Below are 24,626 nucleotides of genomic sequence, written 5' to 3'. Positions count from 1 at the left end.
GGAGGAAACCCCGGTATGACCAGAGTCCGACGCCTCACCGTTCTGGGAGCGGCCGCCGCGCTGGCCGGTTCCCTGCTGGCGGCCCCGGCCGCCGCCGGAACCGCCGCGCCCGCGCCGCCCGCCGCCGACCGGGACGGTGCCACCACCGCCCCGGAGAAGACCCCGGTCGCCGTCGGCCACGGCGGGGCCGTCTCCAGCGTCGACCCGGATGCCTCGGCCGCCGGTATCGCGGTCCTCAGGAAGGGCGGCAACGCCGTCGACGCGGCAGTAGCCACCGCCGCCGCCCTCGGCGTCACCGAGCCCTACTCCGCGGGCATCGGAGGCGGCGGCTACTTCGTCTCCTACGACGCCCGGACCCGGACCGTACGCACCCTCGACGGCCGGGAGACCGCCCCGCGCTCCGCCGGCAAGGACCTCTTCCTGGAGAACGGCAGGCCCCTCCCGTTCGACGACGTCGTCACCAGCGGGCTGAGCGTCGGCACCCCGGGCACCGCCGCCACCTGGGACACCGCCCTGCGCAAGTGGGGCAGCCGGTCCCTGCGCCAGGTACTGCGGCCCGCCCAGCGGCTGGCCGCGGGCGGCTTCACGGTCGACGAGACCTTCCGCCGACAGACCGCGGACAACGAGGCCCGCTTCCGCGACTTCCCGGCGACCGCCCGCCTCTACCTGCCCGGCGGCAGGCTCCCGGTGGTCGGCTCGACGCTGAAGAACCCCGATCTGGCCCGTACGTACCGGGAGTTGGCGCACCAGGGCGCCGGTGCGCTCTACGACGGTGCGCTGGCCCGGGACATCGTCCGCACGGTCCGTAAGCCGCCGGTGCGCGCCGGCTCCCCGCGCACGGTACGGCCCGGCGATCTGACCGCGGGCGATCTGCGCGGCTACCGGGTGCTGAGCCAGGCGCCGACCCGCACCGGCTACCGCGGCCTGGACGTCTACGGCATGGCGCCGTCCTCCTCCGGCGGCACCAGCGTCGCCGAGGCGCTCAACATCCTGGAGAAGAGCGATCTCTCCCGGCTGAGCGAGAAGCAGTTCCTGCACCGCTACATCGAGGCGGCCCGGATCGCCTTCGCCGACCGCGGCCGCTGGGTCGGCGACCCGGCCCAGGAGGATGTCCCGACCAAGGGCCTGACCTCCCAGCGGTTCGCCGACGCCCGCGCCTGCCTCATTCACGACGACAAGGCGCTGACCAGCCCGCTCGCGCCCGGCGACCCGCGCCGTCCGGCGCCCTGCGCCGGTGCCGGCCGGGCCGCGCCGACGACGTACGAGGGGGAGAACACCACCCATCTGACCGTCGCCGACAAGTGGGGCAACGTCGTCGCCTACACCCTGACCATCGAGCAGACCGGCGGCAGCGGCATCGTCGTCCCGCACCGCGGCTTCCTGCTCAACAACGAGCTGACCGACTTCTCCTTCGCGCCGGCCAGTCCGTCCGTCCATGACCCGAATCTGCCCGGCCCCGGCAAGCGGCCGCGCTCGTCGATGTCGCCGACGATCGTGCTGCGGCACGGCCGGCCGGTGGTCGCCCTCGGCTCGCCCGGCGGCGCGACCATCATCACCACCGTGCTCCAGACCCTGGTCAACCACCTCGACCGCGGAATGCCGCTGGTGGACGCCATCGCGGCGCCGCGGGCCAGCCAGCGCAACGCGGCCCGGACCGAGCTTGAACCCGGCCTGTGGAACAGCCCGGTCCGCCGGCAACTCGAAGCGCTCGGCCATGCCTTCAAGGAGAACCCGGAGATCGGCGCGGCGACCGGCGTCCAGCGGCTGCCCGACGGCCGCTGGCTGGCCGCGGCCGAAAAGGTACGGCGCGGCGGCGGCTCGGCGCGGGTCGTGCACCGCTAGGGGGTCCGCAAAGCCCCGTCGTTCGCCCGCGGTACGGGAGCCGGATGTCACACCGCCGACACGGACGGACCGCTGTGTGCCGTCCGTGTGTCGTCGATGTACCGCTCCGCGCGGCGTCGTTGATGGTCACGGCGGTGGCGATTAGCCTCCTGGGACCGTTCGTTCGAATGAGCGGTCCCAGGGAGGGCACGCAGCGTGAGCGTTGACGAGAGCCAGGACAGCGAGACCGGGCAGGTCCCGGTCCGGCACATCGGTGCCACGGCGGGTGAGTTGGAGGGCCTCGCCGAGCAGGCGCGGGCGCTCGCCGAGGGCCGGGTGACCTCGACCGCGCTGGTACGGCGGTCGCTGGAGCGCATCGAGGCCACCCAGGGCACCGTCAACGCCTTCCGGCGGGTACGGGCCGAGGCGGCGTTGGCGGAGGCCGCGGAGGCCGACCGCAGGCTCGCGGCCGGGGAGCGGCTGCCGCTGCTCGGGGTGCCGGTCGCGGTCAAGGACGACACCGATGTGGCGGGCGAGCCGACCGCGTTCGGCTGCGCCGGGGAATTCCCGCCCAAGGAGCGCGACGCCGAGGTCGTCCGGCGGCTGCGGGCGGCCGGCGCCATCATCGTCGGCAAGACCAACGCCTGCGAACTGGGCCAGTGGCCGTTCACCGAGGGCCCGGCCTTCGGCAACACCTGCAACCCGTGGAACCTCGCCCACACCCCGGGCGGCTCGTCCGGCGGTTCGGCGGCCGCGGTCGCGGCCGGGCTGGTCCCCGCCGCCCTCGGCACCGACGGCGCCGGCTCGGTCCGTATCCCCGCCGCCTGGTCCCACCTCGTCGGCATCAAACCCCAGCGCGGCCGCATCTCCACCTGGCCGGACCCCGAGTCCTTCCAGGGGATCACCGGCATCGGACCGCTGGCCCGTACGGTCGAGGACGCGGCCCTGCTGCTGGACGTGGCCAGCGGCAACCACGACGGCGATCTGCACCGGCCGCCCGCCATCGCGGCCCGCGAGGCCGCCGGCCGCGACCCGGGACGGCTGCGGATCGCGCTGTCCTGGAAGGCGGCCTTCACCTTCACGCCCAAGCCGCTGCACCCCGACGTACGGGCCGCGGTGACCGGTGTGGCCCGCACGCTGGCCCGCCTCGGGCACTTCGTCGAGGAGGCGGAGCCGGACTACGGGCTGGTCGGGCTGGCCTTCGTCCCGCGCGCCACGGCCGGGGTGGGGGAGTGGGCGGACCGGGTCCCCGACCGCTCGCTCCTGGACCGCCGTACGCGGGAGGCGGCGCGGATGGGCCGGCTGCTCGGCGGGCCCGTACTGCGTCGGGCGCGCGCCGTCGAGCGGCGCCAACAGCGGCGGATCGGCGCACTGTTCGGCCCCTACGACGTCCTGCTGACGCCGACCACGGCCACCCCGCCGCCCCGCATCGGCACCCTCGCCAAACTCAGCGGCTGGCGTACGGATCAGGCCATGATCGCCGCCTGCCCGTACGCCTGGCCGTGGAACGTCCTCGGCTGGCCGGGGGTGAGCGTGCCCGCCGGGTTCAGCGCCGACGGCCTGCCGCTGGGCGCCCAGCTGCTCGGCCCGGCGCACGGCGAGCCGCAGCTGATCTCGCTGGCCGCCCAGCTCCAGGACGATCTGCGCTGGCACGAGCGGCGGCCGGCCGGCCACCCGGTGCCGTACGGCGGCGTCCGCCCCTGAGCCGCGGGGCGGACGGCGCCCGGCCGGAGGGGTGGCGCCGATCCCCGGGCGGCCGGCGTCGGGCCTCAGCCGAGGAGCGTGCGGATCGCGTCGGTCGTGCCGGTCTCGCCCAGCCGCGGAAAGAAGTCGCGGCGAGCAGCCCGCCGAGGGCGGGACCGAGGGCCGCACTGCCCAGCGCGGCGAGCGAGAGCCGGCCGAGGACGTACCGGGGGGCGGGCCGGCCCACCCGCTGCGACTCCGCGCGCAGCAGCGCCATCGCCGCGGGGTAGGCGGCCGCGGTGCCGATCCCGAGCACGACCCGGGAGACGATCAGCAGCGTGAAGGTGGGGGCGAGCGCCCCGATGAGGCCCGCCGCGCAGACGGTCAGCGCACCGGCGGCGAACACCCGGCGCGGTCCGATGCGGTCGGCGAGCCGCCCCAGCGACGGCCGGCCCACCGCGCTGGACAGATACATCGTGGAGACGAGCCAGGCGGTGCCGGCCGCGCCGACGTGGAAGTCCCGGCCGATGGCCACCAGGGCGGTGGCGATCATCGTCGAGTTGAGGGGGTTCAGCAGCGAGCCGAGCAGCAGCGGCGTCATCAGCCGGGCGCCGAAGGCGCGGCCGGAGCCGGCGGCGGACGCACCGGAACCGCCCGGCCCGCCCGTCGTGGCGGCCGTGGCACCCGCGCCGGCGACGCTCTCGCTCATTCCGGCATCAGCCGCCGTATCAGCCCGGCCGCCGTCTCCAGGGTCTGCCGCTCCTCCGCGGTCAGCCGGTCGGCGAGGGCCTCCGCGAGCCAGTTCTGCTTGGCCCGGCGTACGGCGCCGAGCACCCGGCCGCCCTCTTCGGTGAGGGAGAAGACCACCTGCCGCCCGTCCGTCGGATGCGGACTGCGGGCGAGGATGCCGCGCTCCTCCAGCGCCCCGACGGTCAGCCGCATGGACTGCGGACGCACCAGCTCGGCGCGGGCCAGCGCCGCGATGGTGGCCGGGCCGCCGGTGTCGATCCGGGAGACCACCGCACGCTGGGTCGGGGTGAGCTCGCCCTGCGGCGAGGCGGCGCGCAGATGCCGCATGAGCTGCGCGACGGTCGCACTCAGGTCAGTCGCCAGGCGTTCCACGTTCTTTTCCGGCATCTGTCCAGCGTAGGAGATCGACAGGCAAACTTACCAGTTTCCCTGTTGATTCTGCGCTGCGCCGCCGGACGCGCCAGGGTGGAGATGGTCTTGCCACGGTCCGTGACGGGGCTTACGGTCACCTCCACACGCGTAGATCGCGGCGTAGATCATGCGCGGGCGCAGGCTGACGCATCGACAAAGGAGCAGCTCATGGCCGATGTTGTGCGTGCCGCACTGGTTCAGGCGACCTGGACCGGCGACACCGAATCGATGATCGCGAAGCATGAGGAGCACGCCCGAGCGGCCGCCGCGCAGGGCGCGAAGGTGATCGGCTTCCAGGAAGTCTTCAACGCCCCGTATTTCTGCCAGGTCCAGGATCCCGAGCACTACCGCTGGGCCGAGCCGGTGCCCGACGGGCCGACCGTCCGGCGGATGCAGGACCTGGCCCGCGAGACCGGCATGGTCATCGTCGTCCCCGTCTTCGAGGTCGAACAGTCCGGCTTCTACTACAACACCGCCGCCGTCATCGACGCCGACGGCACGGTCCTGGGCACCTACCGCAAGCACCACATCCCGCAGGTCAAGGGCTTCTGGGAGAAGTACTACTTCAAGCCGGGCAACATCGGCTGGCCGGTCTTCGACACCGCCGTCGGCAAGGTCGGCGTCTACATCTGCTACGACCGCCACTTCCCCGAGGGCTGGCGGCAGTTGGGCCTCAACGGCGCCCAGCTGGTCTACAACCCCTCCGCCACCTCCCGCGGCCTGTCCGCCTACCTCTGGCAGCTGGAGCAGCCCGCGGCCGCGGTCGCCAACGAGTACTTCATCGCGGCGATCAACCGGGTCGGCGTCGAGGAGTACGGCGACAACGACTTCTACGGCACCAGCTACTTCGTCGACCCCCGGGGCCAGTTCGTCGGCGAGGTCGCCAGTGACTCCAAGGAGGAACTGGTCATCCGCGACCTCGACTTCGGCATGATCGACGAGGTCCGGCAGCAGTGGGCCTTCTACCGCGACCGACGGCCCGACGCGTACGACGGGCTGGTGCAGCCATGACCCACGACCCCGCGAGCCTGCACGCCCGCCACCGCTCCGTCCTCCCCGCCTGGCTGAGCCTCTACTACGAGCGGCCCCTCGAACTCACCCACGGCGAGGGCCGGCACGTCTGGGACGCCGAGGGCAACCGCTATCTCGACTTCTTCGGCGGCATCCTCACCACCATGACGGCGCACGCGCTGCCCGAGGTGACCAAGGCCGTCGCCGAACAGGCCGGCCGGATCATCCACACCTCGACGCTCTACCTCTCGCGCCCCATGGTCGAGCTGGCGGAGCGGATCGCGGCGCTCTCCGGCATCCCCGACGCCCGGGTCTTCTTCACCACCTCCGGTACGGAAGCCAACGACGCCGCGCTCCTCCTGGCCACCACGTACCGCCGCTCCAACCAGATCCTGGCGATGCGCAACAGCTACCACGGCCGGTCCTTCTCCACCGTCGGCATCACCGGCAACCAGAGCTGGTCGCCCACCAGCCTCTCGCCCCTCCAGACGCTCTACGTCCACGGCGGGGTGCGCAGCCGCGGCCCGTACGCCGGGCTGAGCGACGCTGCGTACACCGATGCCTGCGTCGCCGACCTGGAGGACATGCTCCAGCAGACCGCGGGCGGCGTCGCCGCGCTGATCGCCGAACCGGTCCAGGGCGTCGGCGGATTCACCATGCCGCCGGACGGCCTGTACGCCGCGTTCCGCGAGGTGCTCGCCCGGCACGGCATCCTCTGGATCAGCGACGAGGTGCAGACCGGCTGGGGCCGTACCGGCGACCACTTCTGGGGCTGGCAGGCGCACGCCGACAACGGCCCGCCCGACATGCTGACCTTCGCCAAGGGCATCGGCAACGGGATGTCCATCGGCGGGGTGGTGGCCCGCGCCGAGGTGATGGACTCGCTCTCCGCGAACTCCATCTCCACCTTCGGCGGCAGCCCGGTCACCATGGCCGCGGGCCTGGCCAACCTCGGCTACCTCCTGGAACACGATCTCCAGGGCAACGCCCGGCGGGTCGGCGGCCTGCTCATCGAGCGGCTGCGGGCGGTCTCGGCCGGCCTCGATCTGGTCCGGGAAGTGCGCGGACGCGGCCTGATGATCGGCATCGAACTGGTCCGCCCCGGCACCGACGAGCGCTCGCCGGAGGCCGCCTCCCTGGTCCTGGAAGCCGCCCGCGAGCGAGGGCTGCTGATCGGCAAGGGCGGCCAGGGCGGCGCCTCCCTGCGCATCGCACCCCCGATGACGCTGACCATCGCCGAAGCGGAAGAAGGCGCGGATCTGCTGGCGGACGCGCTGCGGGCGGCGCAGGGGCAGCTGACTCCGGCGTAGGGCCACGGCCGTGGCGGGGGCGGGGGCTGCGTCGGGTGCGCGGCCCTCGCCCCGGCCGGCGTCCACAGGGGAGCTGAGGGGGAGTGCCGCACCGAACGACGCGGGCCCGGACCGCGGCGCCCGACGCGCCCGGCCCCGGAACGCCTCAGGCGGTCCCGGCGGTCTCCCGCACCGTGTCGGCCACCAGGGTGAAGAAGCGGGTGTGGGCGCGCCGGCTGCACGGAGCCTCCGGATTCCACGGCAGCAGCCGGGACCGGGCCTCGATCGCGCGCCAGTGGGCGTCGGACCGGAGCCGTTCGGGCCGGGCGGCATTGGCCCGTACGTCCATCAGCACGATGTCCGGCGCCATCGCCGCGGCGTCCGCCCAGCCGACGGTGGACCAGTTCACCCCGGCGCCCGCGGCCGGCTCCAGCAGGCCCACGCCGTGTTCGGTCAGCGCCCGCAGATCCGGCCAGGAGCTGGGCCGGGCCAGATGCACCCGCTCCGGGCCCGCCGGCGACAGCGCCAGCACCCGCGGCCGTACGGCCCCGCCGGTCGCCTGCCGCAGCGCGTCCTCCGCGGCGTCCAACTCCCGTGCCCGGCCGAGGGGTTCGCCGCGGCCGAGCGACCCGGCGAGCGCCGCGAACCGCTCGCGCACCCCGGCCAGGCTCCGGCCGGGGCCCACCGCGACGGTGGCGACCGGGACATGCGCCTCCAGCTCCAGGGCGGTCTTCTGCTCCAGCCCGTAGACCTGCTCGCCGTCATAGGTCACGGCCACCACGAGGTCCGGCTCCGCCTCCAGCAGGGTGTCGGGGTGCAGCGCGCCGCCCGAACCGAGGTAGGGAATCTCGGCGAGCGGCAGCTCACCGGCCTTGGCGGGATCGGGGGCGGCGCCGTCGTGCTGGGACCCGAAGAGCCCCACGGGGCGTATGCCGTGGTCCCACAGCGTCGCCCCCGCCTGTATATACGCCACGATCCGGAACGGCCGGTCGCCGGCCACCGCCAGGCGCCCCCGGTCGTCGGAGAACTCCCACGGTGTGCTCTGCTCCATGACCCCGCCGCCTTTCCGATCGTCCGTCAGAATGCCGGGCCGCCGACCAGGTTCGCCCGCCGGTTCGGCGCATACCTGCCCATCGCGTCACTCCCGCACCCCTCCCGCGGGTACTACAGCCCCTCCTCCCTGCCCCGCGTTGAACCGTCCAGCTGATCGTCGGCGCAACACGAACGTCTCCGCTGATTAACGGTCACGGTATTGCCACCGTGGGTGACATGCTTCTACGGTCTCCTTCTCGACCGTGATCTACGGGTGTAGACCGGTTGTGGCGTGGCGTCAGCGGAGCAGACCTGCCAGGGGATGGTGCGCGTCGAGCTCCGCCTTCCCGTGCCGCCGATGTCGCTGGTGTGGAAGGGAGCAGGATTGTGAGCCGAACGGTCGTGCAGGGCGGACTGGTGATCACCGCCGCCGATGAGGTCCACGCCGATGTCCTGGTGGAGGACGGCCGGATCGCCGCCCTCGCGGCACACGGCAGCCACACCGCGGACGGCTGGGCCGGGGCGGCGGACCGCGTTCTCGACGCCACCGGGAAATACGTCATCCCAGGGGGCGTCGACGCGCACACCCACCTGGACTTCCCCTTCGGCGGGACCTTCTCCTCCGACAACTTCGAGACCGGCACCCGCGCCGCGGCCTGGGGCGGCACCACCACCCTCATCGACTTCGCGGTCCAGTCCCGCGGCAAGTCGCTCCGCGCCGGCCTGGACGCCTGGCACGCCAAGTCCGACGCCCAGTGCGCCATCGACTACGCGTTCCACATGATCCTCTCGGACGTCAACGAGCACACCCTCAAGGAGATGGACCTCCTGGTGGCGGAGGGCGTCACCTCGTTCAAGCTCTTCACCGCCTACCCCGGCGTCTTCTACAGCGACGACGGGCAGATCCTGCGCGCCATGCAGCAGTCCGCCGACAACGGCGGGCTGATCATGATGCACGCCGAGAACGGCATCGCCATCGATGTCCTCGTCGAACAGGCGCTGGCCGAGGGCCGGACCGACCCGCGCTACCACGGCGAGGTCCGCCGGGTCCTCCTGGAGGCCGAGGCCACCCACCGCACCATCCAGCTGGCGCGGGTGGCCGGCGCCCCGCTCTATGTCGTCCATGTCTCCGCCGAGGAAGCCCTCGCCGAGATCGCCCAGGCCCGCGACAAGGGGCTGAACGTCTTCGGTGAGACCTGCCCGCAGTACCTGTTCCTGTCCACCGACAATCTCGCCGAGCCGGACTTCGAGGGCGCCAAGTACGTGTGCTCCACGCCCCTGCGGCCGCGGGAGCACCAGGCGGCGCTGTGGCGCGGGCTGCGCACCAACGACCTCCAGGTGGTCTCGACCGACCACTGCCCGTTCTGCTTCCAGGGGCAGAAGGAGCTCGGCCGCGGCGACTTCTCGAAGATCCCCAATGGGATGCCGGGCGTGGAGTACCGGATGGACCTCCTCCACCAAGGCGTCGTGGAGGGCCGGATCAGCCGCCGCCGCTGGATCGAGATCGCCTGCGCCACCCCGGCCCGGATGTTCGGCCTCTACCCGAAGAAGGGCACCCTCGCCCCCGGCTCCGACGCCGACCTCGTCATCTACGACCCCACCGCCCAGCAGACCGTCTCCGCCGAGACCCACCACATGAACGTCGACTACTCGCCGTACGAGGGCAAACACCTCACCGGGCAGGTCGAAACCGTGCTCTCGCGGGGTGAACTCGTCCTCGACCGGCGGGAGTTCACCGGGCGCGCGGGACACGGCCAGTACATCCCGCGCGGCACCTGCCAGTACCTCATCTAAGGAGTGCCGCTGTGGACTTCGGAGTTGTCCTTCAGGCCGACCCGCCCGCTTCCGCCGTTGTGTCCCTGATGCGCCGCGCCGAGCGCAACGGCTTCCGCTACGGCTGGACCTTCGACTCGACCGTCCTGTGGCAGGAACCGTTCGTCATCTACAGCCGGGTGCTGGAACACACCGAGCGGCTGATCGTCGGCCCGATGGTCACCAACCCCTCCACCCGCACCCCCGAGGTCACCGCCTCCACCTTCGCCACCCTCAACGAGATGTACGGCAACCGCACCGTCTGCGGCATCGGGCGCGGCGACTCCGCGATGCGGGTGGCCGGGCGCCCGCCCAACACCCTGGCCCGGCTGGGCGAGTCGATCGGCGTCATCCGCGATCTGGCCGAGGGCCGGGAGGCGTACGTCGGTGACCACCGGATCAAGATCCCCTGGATCAAGGGCGGCAAGCTCCCGGTGTGGATGGCCGCCTACGGGCCCAAGGCCCTCGCCATGGCCGGCGAACTGGCCGACGGCTTCATCCTCCAGCTGGCCGACCCCTTCCTCACCGAATGGATGATCAAGGCGGTGCGGAAGGCCGCGGTGGACGCCGGCCGCGACCCGGCGGAGGTGACGATCTGTGTCGCCGCACCGGCCTATGTGGGCGACGACCTGGACCACGCCCGCGAGCAGTGCCGCTGGTTCGGCGGCATGGTCGGCAACCACGTCGCCGACCTCGTCGCACGCTACGGCGAGCGCTCCGGCATGGTGCCGGACGAGCTGACCGCGTACATCGCGTCCCGGGAGAGCTACGACTACGCCCACCACGGCCGGTCGGGCAACCCCGACGCGGGCTTCGTGTCGGACGCGGTCGTCGACCGCTTCTGCCTGCTCGGCCCGGTCGCCGCACACCTCGACAAGCTGCGGCAGCTCCAGGCCCTGGGCGTGGACCAGTTCGCGCTCTACGCCATGCACGACGCCAAGGAATCCACCATCGACGCCTACGGAGCAGAGATCCTTCCCGCGTTCGCCGACTGAACGGGCCCCGGGAGCAGGCGCGTCGCGGCCCCGCGCGCGCCGCCCCGGCCCGTCGGCCGGGCGCGGCGACCGTGCCACCGCCACGCCGCCCGGCGACCGGCGGCCCGCACCCGGACGAAAGGTCCCCGCATGCCCGCGACCTCACCCGTGCCGCCGGAGCTCCCCATAACGCCCACGGACCAGATCACCGCCCCGGACGGCCGCGTCGAACCGTCGCCGGGCGCCATCGCCCCGCACGGCCGGTACGTCAACGCCGATCTGTACCCCGTGCCGCTGGCCGAACGCCGCTGGACCACCTACAACTTCGCCGCCCTGTGGGTCGGCATGGCCCACAACATCCCCTCCTGGACCCTCGCCTCCGGCCTGGTCGCACTCGGTATGGACTGGAAGCAGGCGGTCTTCACCATCGCGCTGGCGAACCTCGTCGTGCTGGTCCCGATGCTGCTGACCGGGCATGCGGGCCCCAAGTACGGCATCCCCTTCCCGGTCCTCGCGCGGGCGTCGTTCGGGCTGCGCGGCGCCAACCTGCCGGCGCTGGTGCGGGCCGCCGTCGCCTGCTGCTGGTTCGGCATCCAGACCTGGATCGGCGGACAGGGCATCTACATCCTGCTGGGCAAGATCTTCGGCGGCGACTGGGCCGGGGCGACGGAGATCGCCGGCTACCCCTGGACGCTGTGGCTCTGCTTCCTGGTCTTCTGGGCCATCGAACTCGCCATCATCCTCCGGGGCATGGAGACCCTGCGCCGCTTCGAGAACTGGGCCGCGCCCTTCGTCCTCGTCGGCGCGCTGGCGCTGCTCGGCTGGATGGCCGCCAAGGCGGGCGGCTTCGGCCCGCTGCTGGACCAGCCGAGCGCCCTGGGCTGGGGCGAGGACTTCTGGCCGGTCTTCTTCCCGTCCCTCATGGGGATGATCGGTTTCTGGGCGACCCTGTCGCTGAACATCCCCGACTTCACCCGCTTCGGCGCCGGTCAGCGGGCCCAGGTATGGGGGCAGTCCCTGGGGCTGCCGACCACCATGACGGCGTTCGCCCTGCTCTCCGTACTGGTCACCTCGGGTTCGCAGGCGGTGTACGGGGCGCCGGTCTGGGACCCGGTCGCGCTGGCCGGCAAGGCCGACAGTGTCTTCGGCCTGCTCTTCGCGCTGGTCACCGTCCTGATCGCGACCATCTCCGTCAATATCGCGGCCAATGTCGTCTCGCCCGCCTACGATCTGGCCCATCTGGCGCCGAAATTCATCAACTTCCGTACGGGCGCGCTGATCACCGGCGTGGTCGGCGTGATCATCCTGCCGTGGAAACTCACCGCCACCCCCGAGCTGTACATCTTCACCTGGCTCGGGGTGGTCGGCGGACTGCTCGGCACCGTCGCCGGCATCCTCATCGCCGACTACTGGATCATCCGCCGTACCGTCCTCGACCTCGCCGAGCTCTACCGCCCCGGCGGCCGCTACTGGTACACGGCCGGCTGGAACTGGCGGGCCGTCCTCGCCTTCGTCGTCGGCGGACTGCTGGCGGTGGGCGGCTCCTACTCGCAGCCCGGCAAGGGCCCGTTCCCCGCCGACGGTCTTCTCCCGTTCCTGAAACCGCTGGCCGACTACGGCTGGGCGGTGGGCCTCGGCGTCGCGCTGACCCTCTACACGGTGCTGATGCGCGTCATGAGCGGTCCCGAGAGCGAACTCCGGCGGCCGGAGGGCCGGTTGGGGTGAGGCGGCCCGGGGCGTGGCGCCCTGCGCCGCTCAGGAACCGCGCGACGACGCCCGCCCCACTGGAGCCGCCTCCGCCATCGCGGGCGATGTCAGTGCCCCGCACTACGGTGACGCGCATGACCGAGATCAGTTTCTGGACCTCGCCGCCCGACCGGATGACGCAGGGCGGCGGTTGCCGCTACAACATCACCGTCGTGCGGCCCCCGTTCACGGTCCGGGCGGAGGATCTGCCGCCCCATGACCCGGCCGCGGCGCGCGCCTTCGCCGAGACGTTCCCGACCGTCGACGCGGTGCTGGAAGAGCTGCCGCCGGTGGCCGCCTGCGCGAATCCCTATCTCGCGACCCGCGCCGACCTGGACGTGATCCAGGTGGGGTGCTGGGGCAACGTGACGGGCATATCGGATCCGGCGATGGTCGACAACGGCAATGACACCCCGCTGCGGTACGAGGTGGACAGGCTGCACCAGCGGTTTCCCGACGCCCGGATCGTCGGCCGGGTGGAGGTGGACTGCGGCGAGTCCCACACCGAGGACATCATCCGCCTGCCGGGCGGACCGATGTTCCACGCCTCGGGGTGGCCGACGATGGATCCGTGGGAGCTGACCGGCGACCCCCGCGCCGTCGCCGCCGCGCTGGGCATCGGCGCCGATGTACTGGACGAGCACGACATCGACTTCGACGCCGACCCCGGCGAGGTCGAATGGGCGGACTTCGCCACCCTCGCGCTGGGGGAGGCCGACCCGTGGCCCCTGGCCGGCCTCACGACATCCGTCTTCCGCGTACGGCACACCGAGTCCTACACCCGCACGATGGAGGAGCTGTACTTCCTCCGCGGCTGAGCAACGCGCGGTCAGGGAACGTCAGTTGGACGGCTGTGCCGCCAGCCCCGCCAGCAGCCGGGGCAGCGCACTGCCGATCGGCTCGCGGATGACCTCGGCGGCGAGCTCGTCGTACGGGGTCGGCTCGGCGTTGACGATGATCAGCCGTGCGCCGTGCTCCGCGGCCACCCCCGCGAGCGAGGCCGCCGGCTGCACCTGAAGCGTCGAACCGACCGCGAGGAAGACCTCCGCCGCCTTCGCCACGCCCAGTGCCGTACCGAGCACCTGCGGATCGAGCCGCTCGCCGAACATCACCGTCGCCGACTTCAGAATCCCGCCGCACACCAGACACGCCGGATCCGGTTCGCCCGCGGCCACCCGCGCCAGCGCCTCCTCCATCGAGGACCGGGCATGACAGCGGGTACAGGTCACCGCGCGTACCGTGCCGTGCAGTTCGAGCACCTTGCGGTCGGGCATCCCGGCGCGCTGATGCAGCCCGTCGACGTTCTGCGTGATCACCCGCACCGGGGTCCCGGAGCGCTCCAGCCTGGCCACCGCCTCGTGCGCGGCATTCGGCTGTGCCCGGAACGCCGGGCTGTCCTGCCGCATCCGCCACGACCGCCGCCGGATCTCCGGATCCGCCATGTACGCGTCGTAGGTGACCAGCTTCTCCGCCTCCGGGTCCCGCCGCCACAGCCCGTTCGGCCCGCGGTAATCGGGAATCCCGGAGTCGGTGGAGATGCCCGCTCCGGTGAGGATCGCGACGAGGGGGCGGTGGGGCGGCTGGTCGGGGGACGGGTCGGTAGCGGTCATGGGGCGAGCGTATGCAGTCCGTGGGCCGGCCGTCTTGTCAGTTATCGGTGCCGGGGTGCCGGGGTGCCGGGGTGCCGGTGCCGGGCGGTGCCCGGCCCCTCGCCGGCGCCTGCGGCCATGAGCCGGGGCCGCCCGCCGGCCGGTCCGCGGTGGGCCGCACCGGTGGTCCCCGTATGGCGTGCGCCGGCTCCGTGGCCCCTACGTACCATCGCGAAGGGCCGGCCGCCGACCGCGCCCGGGCGGCCCGCCCCGCACCGCTCTCACCGCAGCACAGAGGAGTCACCGTGTTCACCACCCGCCCGACCCTCCAAGGCACCTTCGGTATGGCCTCCACCACGCACTGGCTGGCGTCCCAGTCCGCGATGGCCGTCCTGGAGGACGGCGGAAACGCCTATGACGCAGCGGTGGCCGCCGGGTTCGTGCTGCATGTCGTGGAGCCGCATCTGAACGGTCCGGCGGGTGAGGTGCCGATCATCCTGGCGCCCGCGGACGGGCCGGTGCGGGTGCTGTGCGGCCAGGGCCCGGCACCGGCCGGTGCGAGCGTGGCGCACTACACCTCGCTGGGTCTCGACCTGGTGCCCGGCACCGGACCGCTCGCCGCCGCGGTCCCCGGCGCCTTCGATGCCTGGATGCTGCTGCTGCGCGACCACGGCAGCAAGTCCCTGGCGGAGGTCCTGCGGTATGCCATCGGCTACGCCGAGCACGGCCATCCCGCCGTCGAGCGGATCGGTGCGACCGTCGCGACGGTCCGTGAACTCTTCGAGACGGAGTGGATCTCCTCCGCCGAGATCTACCTCCCCGACGGCCGGCCCGTCGCCTCCGGAGGGCTGCTCAGGAACCGGCCGCTGGCCGCCACGTGGCGCCGGCTGATCGCCGAGGCGGAGACCGCCGGGGCCGGCCGTGAAGCGCAGATCGAGGCCGCCCGCCGCATCTGGCGTGAAGGCTTCATCGGCGAGGCGCTCGCCGGCTTCGCGGCCCGCCCCGCCATGGACACCTCCGGCGAACGCCACGCGGGCACCCTCACCGGCGACGACCTGGCCGCCTTCGCCGCCACCTACGAGGCGCCCGTCACCTACGACTGGAACGGCTGGACCGTCGCCAAGGCCGGCGGCTGGTCCCAGGGCCCCGCATTCCTTCAGCAACTCGCACTGCTGCCGCCGGAGTTGCCCCCGTACGGCAGCCCCGAGTACGTCCATCTGCTCATCGAGGGCGGCAAGCTGGCGATGGCCGACCGCGAGGCTTGGTACGGCGACGCCGCCGAGGTCCCGCTCGACGCCCTGCTGAGCGACGGCTACAACGCCGGCCGCCGGGCCCTCATCGGCGAGCGCGCCTCCTACGCGCTGCGCCCCGGCAGCCCGGACGGCCGCGCCCCGCGGCTGAGCGAACACGCGGTGGCGGCCGCGGCGGGCATGGACGGCTTCGACACACGCGGTGCCTCCGGGCGCGGGGCGGGCGAGCCGACCGTCGCGCACGGGGTGGCGGGAGCGGCCGGTCCCGGAGGCGTACCGGCGGATGTCGCCCCCGAGATCGACCGGAACGGCGCCACCCGCGGCGACACCTGCCACCTCGATGTCGTCGACCGCTGGGGCAACCTGGTCTCCGCCACCCCGTCCGGCGGGTGGCTCCAGTCCAACCCCGTCGTCCCCGCGCTCGGCTTCCCGCTCGGCACCCGGCTCCAGATGGCCTGGCTGGAGGAGGGCCTGCCCAACTCGCTCACCCCGGGACGCCGCCCCCGCACCACCCTCACACCGTCCCTCGCGCTGCGCGACGGGGTCCCGGTCATGGCCTTCGGGACACCGGGCGGCGATCAGCAGGACCAGTGGCAGGTGCACTTCTTCCTGGCCGTGGCGCTGCGCGGGGCGGTCCGCGGCGGCCTCGACCTCCAGGGCGCCATCGACGCCCCGAACTGGCACCAGGACTCCTTCCCCGGGTCCTTCTTCCCCCGCGGGATGCGGCCGGGGAGCGTGACCGTGGAGTCCCGGATCGGTCAGCGGGTCATCGACGGGCTGCGCCGGCGTGGTCACCGGGTCACGGTGGGTGATGCCTGGTCCGAGGGGCGACTGTGCGCGGTGGCGCGGGACCCGGAGTCCGGTGTGCTGTCCGCGGCGGCGAATCCGCGGGGGATGCAGGGGTACGCGGTCGGGCGGTGAGGCGGTGAGGCGGTGAGGAGTCACTGGGGCCCTGAGGCGCTGTACCGGGCCGGGGGGCGGGTGCGCGTCCGGCGTCCACCGGACGGCCCGGCTCCCGGTCCCGGGCCCCGCCCCGGCCCCCCGGCCCGTGCCCGCCGCGGCATCCGGAATTCACCTGGAGTCCAGACCTCGTGTCAGTGGCTCGTGTTTCGATGGACACATGATCGAAGCACTTCGTACCCAAGATGCAGGAGAGACCGCGATTACCCCGATTGCCGCCACCCCGCCCGCCGCGACCCCGGCCACCGCCCCGGACGGCCCGTCGCTCGACCTCTCGGCCCTGGACCTGGCCGCCGTCGAGGCCGCCGTCCGCCGCGCCGCGGCCGACGAGATCATGCCGCGCTTCCGGCAGCTCGCCGCCGAGGACATCGTCGAGAAGAACGGGCCGCACGACCTCGTCACGGTCGCCGACCGGCTCGCCGAGGAGCACCTCACCGCCTCCCTCACGGCCCTGCTGCCCGGCTCCCTGGTGGTCGGCGAGGAAGCGGTGCACGCCGACCCGGGTGTGCTCGACGCGCTGCACGGTGACGCCCCCGTCTGGATCGTCGACCCGGTCGACGGCACCCGCCAGTTCGTGCACGGCGACCCCGGCTTCTGCACGCTCGTCGCGCTCGCCCACCGCGGCGAGGTGCTGGCCTCCTGGACGTACGCCCCCGCACTGGGCCTGATGGCCATCGCCCGCCGCGGCGCCGGCGCCCGGCTGAACGGCGTACCGCTCCAGGCCGGCAGCCCGTCCGCCGGTGCGGTCCTCGATGTCGCCACCTCCCACTACGACTTCACCGACGACGACCAGAAGCGGGTGCTCGCCACCCTGGACACCGGCGGTATCGCCCCGCGCCCCTGCGGCTCGGCGGGCCTGGAGTATCTGCACATAGCCCGCGGCGAGATCGACGCCACGGCCTTCAGCTGGGAGAACGCCTGGGACCACGCGGCCGGGCTGCTGCTGGTCCATGAGGCGGGCGGCGCCAGCGGCACGGTCGCCGGGCAGCCGTTCCGTATCGAAGGCGGCAATGCGCTGCCCTTCACCGCGGCGCGGGACGCCGAAACGGCGCGGCGTATCCTCGGACTGCTGGCAGCCGCCAACTGACCCTCAACGCCGAGGGCCGGACGTGAGGGGAGTGGCGCAGGTGCCGAGGATGCTCGATGCCGTGGTGATCGGAGCGGGGCCCAACGGCCTGACGGCGGCCGCCGAACTGGCCCGCCGAGGTATGTCCGTGGAGGTCTTCGAGGCCCGCGACACCGTCGGCGGCGGCGCCCGCACCGAGGAGCTGACCCTCCCCGGCTTCCGCCACGACCCCTGCTCGGCGGTGCACCCCACCGGCATCGGCTCGCCCGCCTTCTCCGCCATGCCGCTGGACCGCTACGGCCTCGAATGGCTGCACCCCGACCTCCCGATGGCGCACCCCTTCCCGGACGGCACGGCCGCCGTGCTCGCCCACTCCGTCGGCGAGACCGCCATGTCCTTCGGACCGCGGGACGCCGGCGCCTACCGCAGGCTGATGGCCCCCTTCGTCGGCAAGTGGGAGACCATGGCCCACGACTTCCTGCGCACCCAATGGCTCGGCCTGCCGCAGGACCCGCTGACCTACGCCCGCTTCGGCCTGGTCGGGATCCAGCCGGTCAGCCTCCTCAACCGCCGCTTCCAGGGCGAGAAGGCCCGCGGACTGCTCGCCGGACTCGGGGCGCACGCCAACGCCCCGCTCAGCGGCATCGGCACCTCCGGCATGGCCCTGATGTTCGCGCTCGCCGCGCACCACAAGGGCTGGCCGGTACCGCGCGGCGGCTCCCAGGCCATCTCCGACGCGCTCGCCGGTCTGCTGCGCGCCCATGGCGGGGTGGTGCACACCGACTTCGAGGTCAAGCGGCTGGACGACCTGCCGCCGGCCCGCGCGTACGTCTTCGACACCTCACCGACCGCGCTCGCCCGGATCGCCGGGCTGGGCAACGCCTACCGCGAGGTGAAATACGGTCCCAGCGTCTTCAAAATCGACTACGCGCTCTCGGCCCCGGTGCCGTGGACGGCCAAGGAGGCGCACCGCGCCGGCACCGTCCACATCGGCCCCACCAGCGGCGAGATCGGCGCCTCGCTCAACGCCGCCACCCATGGCCAGGACCCCTCCGTCCCCTTCCTGATCACCGCTCAGCCCAGCCTGATCGACCCCACCCGCGCCCCCGAGGGCAAGCACACCTTCTGGGCGTACGGGCATGTCCCGCACGGCTGGGAGGGCGACGCCACCGAGGTCGTCGAGCGGCAGATCGAGCGCTTCGCCCCCGGCTTCCGTGACCTCGTGCTGGCCCGCGCGGTCGCCGGCCCGCCCCAAATCGCCGCCCGCAACGCCAATTACGTCGGCGGCGACACCAACACCGGCTCCGCGGCCGGCCTGCGCCTGCTCATCCGCCCCAAGCTCGCCCGGGTCCCCTACGAGACCGCCCACCCCGCCATCTATCTCTGCTCCCAGGCCACCCCGCCCGGCCCCGGCGTCCACGGCATGTCCGGCCACTACGCCGCCAAGACGGTCTGGCGCCGCCTGCGCGCCAACCACCGCTGACCGACGGGCTGTTCGGCGCGCGCGGGCGGGCGACCCGCACCCCGCCCCGCTCGTCGTTCCCCGCAGATGCGCGGGCCACCGCCTAGGCTCAGCCCCCATGAGCACCTCCCTCACCCTCATCCAGGGCGACATCACCGAACAGGCCGTGGACGCCGTGGTCAACGCCGCCAACTCGTCGCTCCTCGGCGGCGGGGGAGTGGACGGCGCGATCCACCGGCGCGGCGGCCCGGAGATCCTCGACGAGTGCCGTGACCTGCGCGCCGCGCAGTACGGCCGCGGTCTGCCCACCGGCCAGGCCGTGGCCACCACCGCCGGCCGGCTGCCGGCCCGCTGGGTCATCCACACCGTCGGCCCGGTGTGGGCGAAGAGCGAGGACCGCTCCGAGCTCCTCGCCTCCTGCTACCGCGAGTCCCTGCGGGTCGCCGACGAGCTGGGTGCGCGGACGGTCGCGTTCCCGGCCATCTCCACCGGCGTCTACCGGTGGCCGATGGAGGAGGCCGCGCGCATCGCGGTGGAGACCGTGCGGGATATGGAGACGGCGGTGGAAGAGGTGCGGTTCGTCCTCTTCGACGCGCAGGCGTACGCGGCTTTCGCTGCGCTCGTCGACTGACCCGCGGAAACGCAGGCTCAGCCGTTGCCGGGTCCGGCGGCTCTGGTCCGGTACGTGAGCCGGAGCGCCATGCGGGCGGAGACCGACCGCAGCCACCGGGCGAGGTCCTGCCTTGCCGGTGGAGTACGACGGCGGCGCCCACCGCCCCGTCCCCGAAGAGCGCGGGTGCGGCGCCCTCCCTGGTCACCCGACGTTGATGTCGGATTCTCGCCAGCCGAAGGGGCCCCGGCTGAGGAATCCTGAGGGCATGCACACCGACACCGAGCGCTGTCTGCGCGCCGTGCAGTCCAAGGACGCCCGCTTCGACGGCTGGTTCTTCACGGCCGTGCTCACGACCCGTATCTACTGCCGTCCCAGCTGCCCCGTGGTGCCGCCCAAGCCGGAGAACATGCGCTTCTACCCGAGCGCGGCCGCCGCCCAGCAGGCCGGTTTCCGGGCCTGCAAGCGGTGCCGCCCGGACGCCAGCCCGGGGTCCCCGGAGTGGAACGAGCGGGCCGATCTCGTCGCCCGCGCCATGCGGCTGATCGCCGACGGCATCGTCGACCGCGAGGGCGTCCCCGGACTCGCGGCCCGGCTCGGTTACAGCACCCGGCAGACCGAGCGGCAGCTGCTGGCCGAGCTGGGGGCGGGGCCGCTCGCCCTGGCCCGGGCCCAGCGGGCGCAGACCGCCCGGCTCCTGGTGGAGACCACCGCACTGCCGATGGCCGACGTCGCCTTCGCCGCCGGGTTCGCCAGCATCCGCACCTTCAACGAGACGGTACGGGAGGTCTTCGCGCTGTCCCCGACGGAGCTGCGGCAGCGCGCCAGGCCGGGCCCGAGGGCGACGGTGCCCGGTGCGCTCGCGCTGCGGCTGCCCTTCCGGCAGCCGCTGAACCCCGACAACCTCTTCGGGCATCTCGCCGCCACCGCGGTCCCCGGCGTCGAGGAGTGGCGGGACGGCGCCTACCGCCGGACCCTCAGCCTCCCCTACGGGCACGGCATCGTGGCCCTCGCACCCCGCCCCGACCACATCGACTGCCGCCTCTCCCTCACCGATCTGCGCGATCTGGCCGGTGCCATCGCCCGCTGCCGCCGGATGCTCGACCTCGACGCGGACCCGGAAGCCGTCGACGGGCTGCTCCGCGAGGACCCGCGGCTGGCCCCGCTCGTCGACAAGGCGCCCGGCCGCCGGGTCCCGCGGACCGTCGACGCGGATGAGTTCGCGGTCCGCGCCGTCCTCGGCCAGCAGGTCTCGACGGCGGCGGCCCGGACCCACGCCGGGCGGCTGGTCCGTGCGCACGGCGAACCGGTCGACGACCCGGACGGCGGCCTCAGTCATCTCTTCCCGTCCGCCGCCGCGCTCGCCGGGCTGGACCCGGAGCAGCTGGCGATGCCCCGTACCCGCCGGGCCACCCTCACCGGCGTCATCGCCGCCCTCGGCTCCGGTGCGCTGCAACTGGGCGTCGGCAGCGACCGGGACGCCGCCCGGGCGCAGCTCGCGGCGTTGCCCGGCATCGGCCCCTGGACCGTCGAGTGCATCGCCATGCGCGCGCTCGGCGACCCGGACGCCTTCACCCCGACCGACCTCGGTCTGCGCCGCGCGGCCGCCGGCCTCGGCCTGCCGCACACTCCGGCGGCCCTCATCCGGCACTCCGCGGTCTGGCGCCCCTGGCGCGCCTACGCCGTCCAGTACCTCTGGGCGACCGACGACCACCCCATCAACCACCTCCCGACGAACTGAGCCCACCGCCATGACCGTGCACGCACCCGAACCCACCGCCCCCGTCACCCACACCGTCCTGGACGACACCCCGGTGGGGCCGCTCACCCTCGTCGCCACTGGCGAGTCCCTCAGCGGCCTCTACATGACCGACCAGCGCCACCGCCCGCCCCAGGAGACCTTCGGCGTCCCGGCGGACCCCGGCGAGCCCCCGTTCGCCGCGACCATCGCCCAGCTCCGGGCCTATTTCCGCGGCGAGTTGACCACCTTCGACCTGCCGCTCGCGCTGCGCGGCACGCTCTTCCAGCGCCGCGTGTGGGCGGCGCTGTGCACCATCCCGTACGGCGAGACCGTCTCCTACGGACAGCTCGCCGAGCGCCTCGGCACCCCCTCGGCGTCCCGCGCGGTCGGCCTGGCCAACGGCCGCAACCCGGTCGGCATCATCGTCCCCTGCCATCGCGTCGTGGGCGCCAACGGCAGCCTCACCGGCTACGGCGGCGGCCTCGACCGCAAGCGCCGGCTGCTCGCCTTCGAGCGGACGGAGGACGCCCTCTTCCCGGCGGAGTCCTGCGGCTGACGGCGCTCCGCACGGCCCTGCCCGACGCGGCCTCCGCCGGGACGGGGCCTCGCTCCGAAGGCCCCGTCCTAGGGCCTAGTCACCCTCCGCACCTCCGCCACCAGCTCCTCCGCCGCGGCCAACGACCGGCCCAACTGGTCGTCCGTGTGGCCGAGTTCGCCGAGCAGGGCAGCGGCGCGGGCAGCGAAGCCGGGCGGTGTGTCCGGCATCGCCGCGGCCGCCGCGAGTGCGCCCTTCTCGTTGAGGCACCAGACGCGGTGGTGGGCGTGCAGGGCCTGGACGAGGTCGCCGACGGCGCGGGACAGGCACAGGGCCGCATGCAGTACGTCCCGGGCCGCGTACGACTTGCCGGCCATCGCCACCGAGAACCCGGCGTCCCAGACCGCGTCGCGGGTCAGCGCCGTGCGGAGGGCCTCCGGGTAGTCCTGGGTCTCGTGGCGGAGGCGGGCCAGTTCGCCGTCGGTGTCGGCGAGCACCCGGCCCAGTGCCGCCTCGCCCGGGTAGGCGGGGGACCAGAAGCCGAGCGGGTGACCGGCCTGGAAGCCGATCTCGAAGCGGCCCGCGCGGCACTCCTCCCAGACCCGCCACACCCGGTCGACGTCCCGCAGGATCCAGTCCACCTGACGGCCGTCGGGCAGCACCAGCCAGGCCCCGCCGTTGACCCATGCGCCCCAGGACCCCGGCCCGTACACCTCGACGGGACCGCCGGTCACCTCCGCGGCCAGCGCCTCCAGCGCCGCCAGGTCCGGCTCACCCCGGTAATGGACCCCCAGATCCCAGTCGGAGTCCGGCCGGTGGGTGCCCCGGGCCCGGCTTCCGCCGAGCATCACCCCGACGATCCCCGGAACCTGTGCGATCTCGGCTGCGATGGTGTCCATGGCGTCCATGGACGTCAGCCTAGGGAGCACGGCCGCCCCGGTGTCCACCTCATTTCGACGGGCCGTCAGACCCGCTCGGTGCAACGCCGTCCTCCAGTTCTGCCGGGCCGCGGCCGGCCGCGAGAGCCTTCAGCGCGGCGTCGAGCCGCAGCGCCATCTCGTGGCTCACCAGGGTCCGGGCCTCGTCCCAGTGGACCAGCCGCCAGGAGAGCAGCTCCTCCTCCTGGAGCCGGATCGCGGCCAGCCGGGCCGCGTCCAGCACCCCGCCGTCGTACAGGTAGAACACCAGCGGCGGCCGGTGCCTGCTGCGCACCCAGTCGACGGCGAGCAGCGCGCCCGGCTCGATGTCCAGGCCGATCTCCTCGGCGGTCTCGCGGCGGGCGGCCTGGCGGGGCGATTCGCCGGCGTCCGACTCGACGGTGCCGCCGGGCAGGATCCAGGTGTCGCGGTAGTTGGGCTCCACGAGCAGCAGGCGGCCCTCCGCGTCGCGGAAGAGGGTGCCCGCGCCCGCGAGCACACGGGGCAGACCGGCGATATAGGTGGCGTAGTCCATGGTCGTCACGGCGCGAGCCTAGACGGCGCGGGTCCGGGGCCGCGCCGGCCCGGCGGATCTTCGCGGGGCGCACACCGGGGGCGCTCGGCGGCACCGCTGACCGGTGTGCCCTGTCCGCCGTGGCGCCCGCCGGATAAGGTCACAGCGGCGCGACTGCCAGTTCGAAAGCAAGGGGAAACACGGTGGCGGACGCATCAAGGACATCCACAGCACATGTGCTGATCGCCGCGGACAAATTCAAGGGCTCGCTCACGGCCGTCGAGGTCGCCGAGCATGTCACGGCCGGTCTGCGGCGCGCGGTCCCCGGGCTGGCGGTCTCGGCCGTCCCGGTCGCGGACGGCGGCGACGGCACGGTCGCGGCCGCCCTCGCGGCCGGCTTCACCCGCCACGAGGCACGGGTCACCGGCCCGACCGGTGTGCCGGTGACGGCCACCTTCGCGCTGCGCGCGGGGGCAGCGGGCGCCGGGGGCGGCACCGCGGTGGTGGAGATGGCGGAGGCGTCCGGACTCCAGCACCTCCCCGGGGGCGTCTTCGCACCCCTGACGGCCACCACGTACGGCACCGGCGAGCTGCTGCTCGCCGCCCTCGACGCGGGCGCGACCTCGATCGTCTTCGGCGTCGGCGGCAGCGCCACGACCGACGGCGGGGCGGGGATGCTCGCGGCACTCGGCGCGCGCTTCCTGGACGCGGACGGCGAACCGGTCGCCTCCGGCGGCGGCCCGCTGCGCGACCTGGCCACCGTCGATCTGTCGGGGCTGGACCCCCGGCTGGCCAAGACGGAGATCGTGCTCGCCAGCGACGTCGACAACCCGCTCACGGGCCCGAAGGGCGCCCCGGCGGTCTACGGCCCGCAGAAGGGCGCGAGCGAGGAGGACGTGGCCACCCTGGACGCGGCCCTGGCGCACTATGCCGAGGTGCTGGCGGGTGCGGTGGGCCCGAAGGCCGCGGAAGCCGCCCTGGCGCCCGGCGCGGGCGCCGCGGGCGGTATCGGCTACGGCGCGCTGGCCGTCCTGGACGCCGCCTTCCGGCCGGGCATCGACGTGATGCTGGACGTCCTGGGCTTCGCCCCGGCGCTGGCGAAGGCCACCTTCGTCATCACCGGCGAGGGCTCGCTCGACGCGCAGACCCTGCACGGCAAGGCGCCGGCCGGGGTCGCCGCCGCGGCCCGGGCGGCCGGTCTGGACGTGGTCGCGGTCTGCGGCCGGCTCCAGCTGCCGCAGGAGGCGCTCGCCGCGGCCGGCATCCGGCGGGCCTACGCCCTGACGGACCTGGAGTCCGACCCGGCCCGCTGTATGGCCGAGGCGGGCCCGCTGCTGGAGCGGGCGGCCGAGCGGCTGGCGCGGGACTTCCTGGTCTGAGGCTGCGGCCCGGTGCGGCCCCGGCGGGCCGTACCCACCACAAACGCCGCGGGCCCCGAGCGAAGGATTTCGCT

General features: G+C 73.6%; 20 protein-coding genes and 1 pseudogene. 15 read left to right on the top strand and 6 right to left on the bottom strand.

What is annotated here, in order from left to right; genetic code table 11:
• Positions 1–15 precede the first annotated feature (15 nt).
• Together ggt and ACFWJW_RS21020 are read left to right on the top strand one after the other, a co-directional pair.
• Positions 16–1,842 carry a gamma-glutamyltransferase gene (ggt, locus tag ACFWJW_RS21025; protein ID WP_387243328.1) on the top strand — a complete coding sequence of 609 codons (1,827 nt, stop codon included), beginning with the start codon at positions 16–18 and terminating at the stop codon, positions 1,840–1,842.
• 195 nt (positions 1,843–2,037) lie between these two features.
• Positions 2,038–3,525 (top strand): amidase, encoded by a 1,488-nt coding sequence (locus ACFWJW_RS21020; protein WP_387243325.1) that lies wholly within the window; start codon positions 2,038–2,040, stop codon positions 3,523–3,525.
• A gap of 109 nt (positions 3,526–3,634) precedes the next feature.
• Here the strand turns inward: ACFWJW_RS21020 and ACFWJW_RS21015 are convergent.
• Together ACFWJW_RS21015 and ACFWJW_RS21010 are read right to left on the bottom strand one after the other, a co-directional pair.
• Positions 3,635–4,213 (bottom strand): annotated as a pseudogene (locus ACFWJW_RS21015) (MFS transporter); the annotation flags it as partial.
• Entirely contained in the window at positions 4,210–4,641 is a 432-nt protein-coding gene (locus tag ACFWJW_RS21010) for a MarR family winged helix-turn-helix transcriptional regulator (protein WP_387243322.1), read from the bottom strand. The gene ACFWJW_RS21010 and the pseudogene ACFWJW_RS21015, both read right to left, overlap by 4 nt.
• A 192-nt stretch (positions 4,642–4,833) precedes the next feature.
• Here ACFWJW_RS21010 and ACFWJW_RS21005 point away from each other — a divergent pair, with 192 nt between their 5' ends.
• Together ACFWJW_RS21005 and ACFWJW_RS21000 are read left to right on the top strand one after the other, a co-directional pair.
• On the top strand, positions 4,834–5,676 hold the full coding sequence (locus ACFWJW_RS21005; RefSeq protein ID WP_387243319.1) for a nitrilase-related carbon-nitrogen hydrolase: 843 nt from the start codon (positions 4,834–4,836) through the stop codon (positions 5,674–5,676).
• Positions 5,673–6,986: an aspartate aminotransferase family protein gene (locus tag ACFWJW_RS21000; protein ID WP_387243317.1), complete on the top strand. Its 1,314-nt coding sequence runs from the start codon at positions 5,673–5,675 to the stop codon at positions 6,984–6,986. Before ACFWJW_RS21005 ends, ACFWJW_RS21000 begins: the two co-directional genes overlap by 4 nt.
• Before the next feature lie 145 nt (positions 6,987–7,131).
• Here ACFWJW_RS21000 and ACFWJW_RS20995 read toward each other — a convergent pair whose 3' ends face one another.
• Positions 7,132–8,016, bottom strand: a complete 885-nt coding sequence (locus tag ACFWJW_RS20995) for an ABC transporter substrate-binding protein (protein WP_387243315.1) — start codon at positions 8,014–8,016, stop codon at positions 7,132–7,134.
• Positions 8,017–8,384: 368 nt separating this feature from the next.
• Between ACFWJW_RS20995 and hydA the strand changes: the two genes are divergently transcribed.
• The 4 genes from hydA (at position 8,385) to ACFWJW_RS20975 (ending at position 13,347) form a co-directional block, all read left to right on the top strand.
• The gene (gene hydA / locus ACFWJW_RS20990) at positions 8,385–9,791 is read left to right on the top strand and encodes a dihydropyrimidinase (protein WP_387243312.1); all 1,407 of its coding nucleotides are present in this window, start codon (positions 8,385–8,387) and stop codon (positions 9,789–9,791) included.
• An 11-nt stretch (positions 9,792–9,802) separates the two neighbouring features.
• Positions 9,803–10,804 (top strand): TIGR03842 family LLM class F420-dependent oxidoreductase, encoded by a 1,002-nt coding sequence (locus tag ACFWJW_RS20985; protein ID WP_387243309.1) that lies wholly within the window; start codon positions 9,803–9,805, stop codon positions 10,802–10,804.
• Positions 10,805–10,933: 129 nt separating this feature from the next.
• The gene (locus tag ACFWJW_RS20980; RefSeq protein ID WP_387243307.1) at positions 10,934–12,508 is read left to right on the top strand and encodes an NCS1 family nucleobase:cation symporter-1; all 1,575 of its coding nucleotides are present in this window, start codon (positions 10,934–10,936) and stop codon (positions 12,506–12,508) included.
• Between the two features lie 116 nt (positions 12,509–12,624).
• Positions 12,625–13,347 carry a DUF6333 family protein gene (locus ACFWJW_RS20975; RefSeq protein ID WP_387243303.1) on the top strand — a complete coding sequence of 241 codons (723 nt, stop codon included), beginning with the start codon at positions 12,625–12,627 and terminating at the stop codon, positions 13,345–13,347.
• A 21-nt stretch (positions 13,348–13,368) separates the two neighbouring features.
• Here ACFWJW_RS20975 and ACFWJW_RS20970 read toward each other — a convergent pair whose 3' ends face one another.
• The gene (locus ACFWJW_RS20970) at positions 13,369–14,139 is read right to left on the bottom strand and encodes an NAD-dependent deacetylase (protein WP_387243300.1); all 771 of its coding nucleotides are present in this window, start codon (positions 14,137–14,139) and stop codon (positions 13,369–13,371) included.
• Positions 14,140–14,423: 284 nt separating this feature from the next.
• Between ACFWJW_RS20970 and ACFWJW_RS20965 the strand changes: the two genes are divergently transcribed.
• From ACFWJW_RS20965 to ACFWJW_RS20940, 6 genes are all read left to right on the top strand, one after another.
• Positions 14,424–16,289: a gamma-glutamyltransferase family protein gene (locus ACFWJW_RS20965; RefSeq protein WP_387243297.1), complete on the top strand. Its 1,866-nt coding sequence runs from the start codon at positions 14,424–14,426 to the stop codon at positions 16,287–16,289.
• 199 nt (positions 16,290–16,488) lie between these two features.
• Positions 16,489–17,415, top strand: coding sequence for an inositol monophosphatase family protein (locus ACFWJW_RS20960; RefSeq protein ID WP_387243294.1), 927 nt, complete (start codon positions 16,489–16,491; stop codon positions 17,413–17,415).
• Positions 17,416–17,455: 40 nt separating this feature from the next.
• Entirely contained in the window at positions 17,456–18,877 is a 1,422-nt protein-coding gene (locus tag ACFWJW_RS20955) for a phytoene desaturase family protein (protein ID WP_387243291.1), read from the top strand.
• A gap of 97 nt (positions 18,878–18,974) precedes the next feature.
• The gene (locus tag ACFWJW_RS20950; protein WP_387243288.1) at positions 18,975–19,487 is read left to right on the top strand and encodes an O-acetyl-ADP-ribose deacetylase; all 513 of its coding nucleotides are present in this window, start codon (positions 18,975–18,977) and stop codon (positions 19,485–19,487) included.
• A 247-nt stretch (positions 19,488–19,734) separates the two neighbouring features.
• Positions 19,735–21,207: an AlkA N-terminal domain-containing protein gene (locus ACFWJW_RS20945; RefSeq protein WP_387243285.1), complete on the top strand. Its 1,473-nt coding sequence runs from the start codon at positions 19,735–19,737 to the stop codon at positions 21,205–21,207.
• Between the two features lie 10 nt (positions 21,208–21,217).
• The gene (locus ACFWJW_RS20940; RefSeq protein WP_387243282.1) at positions 21,218–21,763 is read left to right on the top strand and encodes a methylated-DNA--[protein]-cysteine S-methyltransferase; all 546 of its coding nucleotides are present in this window, start codon (positions 21,218–21,220) and stop codon (positions 21,761–21,763) included.
• A 68-nt stretch (positions 21,764–21,831) separates the two neighbouring features.
• On the opposite strand, the gene ACFWJW_RS20935 is transcribed toward ACFWJW_RS20940, so the two are convergent.
• Both ACFWJW_RS20935 and ACFWJW_RS20930 read right to left on the bottom strand, forming a co-directional pair.
• Complete coding sequence (locus ACFWJW_RS20935) at positions 21,832–22,641, bottom strand: DUF4037 domain-containing protein (RefSeq protein WP_387243550.1); 810 nt, start codon at positions 22,639–22,641, stop codon at positions 21,832–21,834.
• A gap of 49 nt (positions 22,642–22,690) precedes the next feature.
• Positions 22,691–23,194 (bottom strand): NUDIX domain-containing protein, encoded by a 504-nt coding sequence (locus ACFWJW_RS20930; RefSeq protein WP_387243547.1) that lies wholly within the window; start codon positions 23,192–23,194, stop codon positions 22,691–22,693.
• 215 nt (positions 23,195–23,409) lie between these two features.
• On the opposite strand from ACFWJW_RS20930, the gene ACFWJW_RS20925 reads away from it, so the two are divergent.
• Positions 23,410–24,552 (top strand): glycerate kinase, encoded by a 1,143-nt coding sequence (locus tag ACFWJW_RS20925; protein ID WP_387243544.1) that lies wholly within the window; start codon positions 23,410–23,412, stop codon positions 24,550–24,552.
• Positions 24,553–24,626: the final 74 nt, after the last annotated feature.

The sequence above is a fragment of the Streptomyces sp. NPDC127097 genome, assembly GCF_042724075.1.
Taxonomy (GTDB): Bacteria; Actinomycetota; Actinomycetes; order Streptomycetales; family Streptomycetaceae; genus Streptomyces.
The sequence above is the reverse complement of the archived record's forward strand: the minus strand, read 5'-3'. Positions and strand labels throughout refer to the sequence as shown.